The 7,393-nt window shown below is 43.4% G+C and carries 6 protein-coding genes; 4 read left to right on the forward strand and 2 right to left on the reverse strand.

Annotated elements, in window-relative coordinates; all coding sequences use genetic code 11:
• Window positions 1-296: 296 nt before the first annotated feature.
• Complete coding sequence (locus NJ959_RS04050; RefSeq protein WP_254010468.1) at window positions 297-1,439, reverse strand: SpoIID/LytB domain-containing protein; 1,143 nt, start codon at window positions 1,437-1,439, stop codon at window positions 297-299.
• A 1,018-nt stretch (window positions 1,440-2,457) separates the two neighbouring features.
• On the opposite strand from NJ959_RS04050, the gene NJ959_RS04055 reads away from it, so the two are divergent.
• The 4 genes from NJ959_RS04055 (at window position 2,458) to NJ959_RS04070 (ending at window position 5,968) form a co-directional block, all read left to right on the forward strand.
• The gene (locus NJ959_RS04055; RefSeq protein WP_254010469.1) at window positions 2,458-3,522 is read left to right on the forward strand and encodes an Mrp/NBP35 family ATP-binding protein; all 1,065 of its coding nucleotides are present in this window, start codon (window positions 2,458-2,460) and stop codon (window positions 3,520-3,522) included.
• A gap of 72 nt (window positions 3,523-3,594) precedes the next feature.
• On the forward strand, window positions 3,595-4,860 hold the full coding sequence (gene rodA, locus NJ959_RS04060; protein ID WP_254010470.1) for a rod shape-determining protein RodA: 1,266 nt from the start codon (window positions 3,595-3,597) through the stop codon (window positions 4,858-4,860).
• Between the two features lie 133 nt (window positions 4,861-4,993).
• Window positions 4,994-5,188, forward strand: coding sequence for an NAD(P)H dehydrogenase subunit NdhS (locus NJ959_RS04065; RefSeq protein WP_254010471.1), 195 nt, complete (start codon window positions 4,994-4,996; stop codon window positions 5,186-5,188).
• Window positions 5,189-5,299: 111 nt separating this feature from the next.
• A complete protein-coding gene (locus tag NJ959_RS04070; RefSeq protein ID WP_254010472.1) occupies window positions 5,300-5,968 on the forward strand; it encodes a hypothetical protein in 669 nt (222 codons plus the stop codon).
• A gap of 138 nt (window positions 5,969-6,106) precedes the next feature.
• Here the strand turns inward: NJ959_RS04070 and NJ959_RS04075 are convergent, their stop codons facing one another.
• Window positions 6,107-6,994 carry a pentapeptide repeat-containing protein gene (locus NJ959_RS04075; protein WP_254010473.1) on the reverse strand — a complete coding sequence of 296 codons (888 nt, stop codon included), beginning with the start codon at window positions 6,992-6,994 and terminating at the stop codon, window positions 6,107-6,109.
• Window positions 6,995-7,393 lie beyond the last annotated feature (399 nt).

Genomic DNA, 7,393 nt, shown 5'->3' on the forward strand with positions numbered 1-7,393 from the left:
GGCAAAGCTTGCGCCCCATTCATATCCAAACATAAACCTGCTAGAAAACCATATCCCAGCAGGATAATTTCAGCACCCAATCTCTTTTACTTTTTACCCTTTACTTTGATTCTTCACAATTGCTAATTTCTTATTCAAACTAACTGATAGCAAAAATAATTTGTTAACAAACCACTAAGACACTAAGGCTATATAGTAGGGTGCGTTACATAACGCACCCTACCATATATAGATTTTAGTAACAGATTTTGTGTAAGTCCTGGAATAGCAATTAGCCATTGGCAATTACCAAATCCCTATTCCATCCTCGATAAAGTCGCATTCTGATAATAATGACTCAAAATCTGCTGATAACCAGTCCCCTGTTGAGCTAAATTATGCGCCCCCCACTGACTCATACCCAAACCATGACCAAAACCTCGACCATCAAGTTGAAAACTACCGCCAGATTTAGACACAGTAAACAAAGTACTTCTTAACTCCAATACCTTACGCAAATCAGCACCACTAACCCGCTTTGAGCCACCACTACCGCGTACTAACATAGTAATAATACGTCCATTAGGCGTAGTTCGTTCTGGAGTCATTGAGGAAACTGCACCAACACCACCAATTCTCCGCCCAATTTCCCCAGCAGAAAAAGTTTTTGTCCACTGATAAACGGGTGCGCCCATATCGTAATCTGGCACACCGCGCAAATAAGCTAAAGAATCGCCAGTCCAAATATCTTCCACATTTTCCGTATGCCCTCCAGAAGCAGAGTGAAAGACAGCGAGAATCACCTTCCCACCATAAACCATAACCTCCCCAGCGGTAGCATTAGAAGCTTCCTGAGTACTTTGCGCCTCCGATTCCACACCTTTGTAAACTTGCCATTTAGTCGTATCACCCACATCGTAGGTATCAGTGCCCCCCGTTGCTTTCTTATAAAGTGCATAGGTACGAGCCGCGACAGCTTGGGCTTTCAGGGCTTCTATCGGCCAACTCGGACTCATTTCCGCACCCAGCACGCTGTAGAGATATTGGTCTAAGTCCACATGATTAACGGCAATTATACCCTTGCCAGTTGCTACTAGTCGGGTTTTGCCTCGATACCAGCGCGAGCCAATCCAAACAAACCCATTATCCTTCGGCTCAATCCAAAGCGAGCCGGAGCGCCATTTACCCACCGTCACGCTACTACCACCAGATTGGGCATTAAAAGCGTTCATCGCTGATAATTCTCCCACTTCTTTACCCGCACTATCGCGGACAATCGCATTAGTTGAACTTCCCACTTTTACCCGGCTAACACCATCTTCAATCGCCACTCGCAATTCGCTAGCGGCTTGAGCTGGTGCTACCAGGATAATCCACAAGAAAAAAGAGAGCCACCAGTAGCGCCCTCCCATCTTTGCGATTCTAGATATTAGAGAAACGGCAAAACCTCTAGATGTCATTCTTAATACATTCCTCTGACGACAGGTACAATTTTTGAAAGCGATACACAAACTAGTTGCTAGATTTCCTCGTTCAAGACGATTCAGCTATCATCCGGCTAACTTGATTTATTGTCGATCAATGATAATCTATCTTGGCGAATTTGTTGAGGGTACTATGTGCAAAATTACGGATTTTGCACATAGTACATCTGGTAGATTAGAACATATTTAAGTGGAGCGGAATAGTGTGGAAAATTTACCAAAGGTCATTAGCCCTCCTTTGGATTATTGAACCATAGTAGCTGAAACGACGCAATTTCGTCAAGTATTGAAAATTAATCTCAATAATTTTAACGAAGTTAAGCCACTTTCAGCCTTTGCTCATTTGTTACTTTATGTAAATTACTTGGTTTTTGAGGGTGAGGGGTTGGGGGTGAGGGTAAAACTCCCTGTCTCCTCCGGATCGGGATATCCCGGATTGGGAGTTATTTTGTTAGTAGTAGGCGATTAATCGCCTACTACTGGCTACTAAAACTAATCAGTCTATTGGTTTTTAATGAAAAAATCAGCTTCGGAAATTCGCCGCTACATGAAAATAAATAAGCCTGGGCGAATGGAATTCGCAGCTACACAAACAAAGTCCGCCTTCGCGGACTAATTAAGAACCCGCGAAGGCGGGTTTTGTCTGTGTAGATGCGGTTTTAACCGCTCACTAATAAGTTATCACAAAAGTACAAAGCAATGAAGGGAGCGCCACAACCTTCGCTACGCCGCCCCATCTGTCCCAGTTGCTGACCAAAAGCGCGATCGCTAAATTTTTAATTAATAAGCTGAAAAGCTTACAGAGTAAAGGTTTTAAAGGACAAGGCAGTGTTTTTAGAAATTGTCTGTTATTTATTAAAACAAATAAGAGGGCTACTGGCCATTTTTCATCACACACGATCGCCGATTGACCAGAAGGCATTAAGATATATGAAGACCATTAACGATATTGCCCTGCCTAGTCGGGTATCCCGGCAAGAACGGTAAATTTATTATGCTTGATGTTAGTTCAGTTTTAGAGGTATTGAAACCTGTACAAGATCCGGAACTCCAGAAGAGTTTGGTGGAATTGAATATGATCCGTAATGTCGAGATTGACGGCGGTACGGTTCGTTTTACCTTAGTTTTGACTACCCCTGCCTGTCCATTGCGGGAATTTATTGTTGAAGATTGTCAGAGGGCGGTGAAGCAGCTACCTGGTGTAGAAGAGGTTCTGGTCGATGTTACCGCAGAAACGCCTAGTCAAAAATCTTTGCCTGACCGGACGGGTATTGATGGAGTGAAGAATATTATAGCTATTTCCAGTGGTAAGGGAGGTGTGGGGAAGAGTACTGTAGCAGTGAATGTGGCAGTAGCCCTGGCAAAGTTGGGGGCGAAAGTTGGTTTAATTGATGCGGATATTTATGGTCCAAATGCCCCGACGATGCTGGGGTTGGCAGATGCTAAGGTGATGGTACAGCAAGGGGCGCAGGGCGAAGTACTCCAACCTGCTTTTAATCACGGTGTAAAATTGGTGTCGATGGCGTTTTTGATCGATCCGGATCAACCTGTGATTTGGCGCGGTCCGATGTTAAATGGGGTAATTCGCCAGTTTCTTTATCAGGTGGCTTGGGGAGATTTAGATTATCTGATTGTGGATATGCCACCGGGGACTGGAGATGCTCAGTTAACTTTAACCCAAGCTGTGCCTATGGCGGGGGCTGTAATTGTGACTACACCGCAAACGGTGGCTCTGTTAGATTCCCGTCGAGGGTTGAAGATGTTCCAGCAAATGGGGGTTCCAGTATTGGGGATTGTCGAAAATATGAGTTATTTTATACCTCCAGATTTACCGGATCGACAGTACGATCTATTTGGCTCCGGAGGTGGGGAGAAGACTTCTAAGGAATTGAATATCCCCTTGCTGGGCTGCATTCCTCTAGAAATTTCCTTACGAGAAGGAGGGGATGGAGGAGTGCCAATAGTAGTTGGGGAACCAGATTCAGCCTCTGGGAAGGCATTGATTGCGATCGCAAAAGCAATTGCTGCTAAAGTCTCTATTGCAGCATTGACGAGTTAATAAAGCTAAACTTCCTGAACATCAAACTTAAGTCACGCTAATTGCAAATAGTAGGATCGCTAACCACTTAATATGTTGCAAAGGCCACTAAATAGATCGTCGTTCGGTTTTCGCTGGCAGTCTATCCTGATGCCATTACAGGCATTAGACTGGCAGCTATTGATATTAACCATTTCTCTCACCACACTGGGTGGGCTGATGATTCGCAGTGCTGAATTAAACGCAGGCTTAACCGATTGGTGGTGGCACTGGGTGATTGGTGGGATTGGATTAACTATAGCGCTATTGATTGCGCGATCGCGCTATGAAGCCTTACTGCAATTACATTGGGTTATTTATGCCATCACCAATTGTTCGCTAGTGGCGGTAATGTTGATTGGTAGCGCAGCTAATGGCGCTCAACGGTGGATTAATATATTTGGTTTTAACGTTCAACCTTCTGAATTCGCCAAAATTGGATTGATTATTACCCTAGCAGCAATTTTACACGAGAAACCCGCCTCTACTTTGGGGGGAATGTTTAAAGTATTAGGGGTAGCAGCAGTGCCCTGGATGTTTGTATTTTTAGAGCCTAACCTGGGAACTTCATTAGTATTTGGCTCGATTACTTTTGGGATGCTCTACTGGGCAAATGCTAATCCAGGCTGGTTGTTGCTGATGGCATCTCCAGTGATCTCGGCTATTCTCTTTAACGTGTTTTTCCCCGCTTGGTTTGTCTGGGTAGCTGCGATCGCATTTATTGGCTGGCGCTGCTTACCTTGGCCTTTGTTTGGCGGGATAGGGGCATTAGTAGTGAATGTTGGTTCAGGCTTTTTAGGACATCTATTGTGGGGTTTGCTCAAGGATTATCAAAAAGAGCGATTGGTTCTATTTTTAGATCCCGATAAAGATCCCTTGGGCGGAGGATACCACTTAATTCAATCTCGGATTGCGATTGGCTCAGGTCAACTTTGGGGTAGGGGAATTAATCAGGGTACTCAGACACAACTCCACTTTATCCCAGAACAGCATACGGACTTCATTTTCTCTGCCATTGGTGAAGAATTGGGCTTTGCTGGTTGTTTGTGTGTTTTGATCGTTTTCTGGCTTATCTGTCTGCGTTTGGTGATTATTGCTCAGAATGCTAAGGATAACTTTGGCTCTCTGCTAGCGATTGGCTTACTCTCAATGATTGTGTTTCAAACAGTCGTTAATATTGGGATGAATATTGGTGTGGCTCCTATTACTGGTATTCCGCTACCATTGTTGAGTTACGGTCGATCGGCTTTGCTAGCAAACTTTATTGGGATTGGTTTGGTGGAGTCTGTTGCCAATCACCGACATCGATTGAAGTTTTAGGAAATTGGGAATGGGGGAAGAGAGTTTTGTTAGCGCAGCGGGACGAAGTCCGTTTTGAGTTTTCTCCTCTACTCCCTACTCCCTACTTGTATAAGATGTATAATAAACAATTAGCAATTAGCAATTAGCAATTATGATTTTTCCAGGCTCAACTGTTCGCGTCGTAAATTCCAACGACACTTACTATAAATTTGAGGGACTAGTCCAACGCTTGAACGATGGCAAAGCTGGTGTACTGTTTGAAGGAGGCAACTGGGACAAAATCGTAACTTTCAAGTTATCGGAACTAGAAGTTGTCGAACCCACAGCAGGTAAAAAAGGGAAATAGTTATTAGTTGTTGGTTATTTGTTATTAGTTGTAGAATAGGCATCTTGCCTGTGACATTTACTTGTTCGATCAATAACTAACAACAAATAACCAACAACCAACAGCTAAATTATGCGTCTTCCCCTACCACAGTTTGGAGTTGGAGATCGCCCCGACGATCATATTGCTGAGGTGATTGAGACAGCCTCGACAGAGTTTCTGGCTCAATGTTTGGAGCCAGAAGATTTAAGCTTTCCAGTTATGCCAGCTTTTGGTAGTTGGGTAAAATCGATGGATGAAGAATCGGGGAATCAAATTATGGCGGTAGTTTACCATGCCACTACGACTCCAATTGATTCCGTCCACAGAGCAGTTGCTTTGGGGTTGTCTATGGCAGAATTGCGAGAGCAGCAACCTCAGATTTTTGCCATGATCAAAACTGAGTTTCGTGCCGCTATTGTTGGATTTATTCCACCAGGTTGGGAGGGGAATGGTAAAGATAATTCTAGGAGTCAAGTTTATCAATATTTGCCACCTCGTCCACCGCAAGTTCATCAGGGGGTGTACCAATGTCAACCCGCAGAAATCATTCAATTTAGCGAAAAGTTAGATTTTTTGCAGACTCTGTTACAAGTGAATGGAGCGCCAGTTGAAGCGTTAATGGCAGCAGCGATTAGAGAAGTATATCAAATTCGCAAGGCGGAGCGAAGTTGGTTGGTGCAAGCTGGGCGAACTTTAAGTGTGTTATTGAAGGATGATTACGATCGTTTGCGGTATATTTTGAGTCAGATTCATTGGTAACTAGGGCTTGCTACAGGGAGTTTTTGTTAAGGGGGAGTAGAGAGTAGGGAGTAGGGAAAGAAAGGCGTTGTATCAAGGGTTTCAGGAGTGAATAACGTCCTAACCGCCCATTCGACTGCTATACTTATTCCCCATTCCCTATTCCCCGATTAATTCACTTCTCAAAGCCATCATCTCAATCATGAATTGTAGATTAGCATAGCGCTGGCGATAAGACGCGATCTCACGAGCTGGATCGTCTACTTTTCCTTCAAGTTGTTCCAGGTATTTTATTTCAGTCGCTTCAAGTGCTACCTGATACAGTTGCTTAAAAGATTGCTCAATTTCCGCCTTATTATCTTCATCCCTAACATTTACTCTAACCACCAAAGTTCCTCTCTGCTTATTCTCAATCGCTTGAATAGATAATTCCGAACCTACACGTTTCCGATTTAGCTCTTGAAATGTCATCAGAAAGGCTTGCCAATCAATGCTATTACGGAAAACTAGATCGAGAGTTTCTAAGGTTTTTTGGAATAACTTACTGAACTCGCCAGGTTCAAAAATACCATTATAAGGGCGGCGCTCTTCCAGAGAGTATCCTCTATTTTCTGGGCAATACTTAGATTTGAGATAAATATAATCGCAGAGAACATCATTGAAATTAGTAGCACTATCAATATTCCAATCTTCGATACAAGATCCCGTCAATATTGCCTGCTCAAAACTAGTCCCCAATGCTTGAGTTCTGATTAAGCGAACATTTGCGATTGTCGCTCCTCTAAAATTAGCATGACTAAGATCCGCTGCGGTAAGATCTGCTTTAGTGAGATCCGCACCCGTCAAGTCAGCTTCAATCAGATCCGTACCAAAGAGATTAGCTCCCTGAATATTAGCGCCTCTGAGGTTAAAGCCACTGAGATCGAGTAAATTCAGATTTGCTCCCGCGAGGATAGGAGTCACCTCCGGGTTTCTTTCCCGCCAATCATTCCAATAAGATACCCCCAGTTTGACCAAATACGAGTGGGGTTCGTTGTATAGTTCCATTTTCGATACCACACAAAGGATGAAGGATAAAGTATGAAGGATGAAAAAGAAAATAATTATCTGGAAGTTACCGGATTTGTCTGATGATAAAAACGATCATCTTAACATCTGACGCAGCCAATACCACAGAATTAGTTATGGTGTTGACTTCAGCCTTCATCATTTAACTTCAACTCTATCCTACCCATCCACAGAATCCGGAATCATCCCGATTCTAAAGGGTTCCAGGCAAAAGCTTACCTCACCGATTCAAAAATACCTCAACTTAGGGGTAGACATCCGGAAATAAACCATTACAATAATAAAGCAGGTTCTACTGGGACGTTGGTGACTGCCAATATAGTTTATTGATCTATGTCTGTTTGTATAAGGGAGTCGAGTGACGCCGTGGCAGTAAAC

It is taken from the genome of Limnofasciculus baicalensis BBK-W-15 (assembly GCF_024178385.1).
Lineage (GTDB): Bacteria > Cyanobacteriota > Cyanobacteriia > Cyanobacteriales > Coleofasciculaceae > Limnofasciculus > Limnofasciculus baicalensis.

Coding starts and splice junctions, on each gene's coding strand:
- NJ959_RS04075 (WP_254010473.1), bottom strand. CDS start 6,994: ATGGAACTATACAACGAACCCCACTCGTATTTGGTCAAACTGGGGGTA.
- rodA (WP_254010470.1), top strand. CDS start 3,595: ATGTTGCAAAGGCCACTAAATAGATCGTCGTTCGGTTTTCGCTGGCAG.
- NJ959_RS04050 (WP_254010468.1), bottom strand. CDS start 1,439: ATGACATCTAGAGGTTTTGCCGTTTCTCTAATATCTAGAATCGCAAAG.
- NJ959_RS04070 (WP_254010472.1), top strand. CDS start 5,300: ATGCGTCTTCCCCTACCACAGTTTGGAGTTGGAGATCGCCCCGACGAT.
- NJ959_RS04055 (WP_254010469.1), top strand. CDS start 2,458: ATGCTTGATGTTAGTTCAGTTTTAGAGGTATTGAAACCTGTACAAGAT.
- NJ959_RS04065 (WP_254010471.1), top strand. CDS start 4,994: ATGATTTTTCCAGGCTCAACTGTTCGCGTCGTAAATTCCAACGACACT.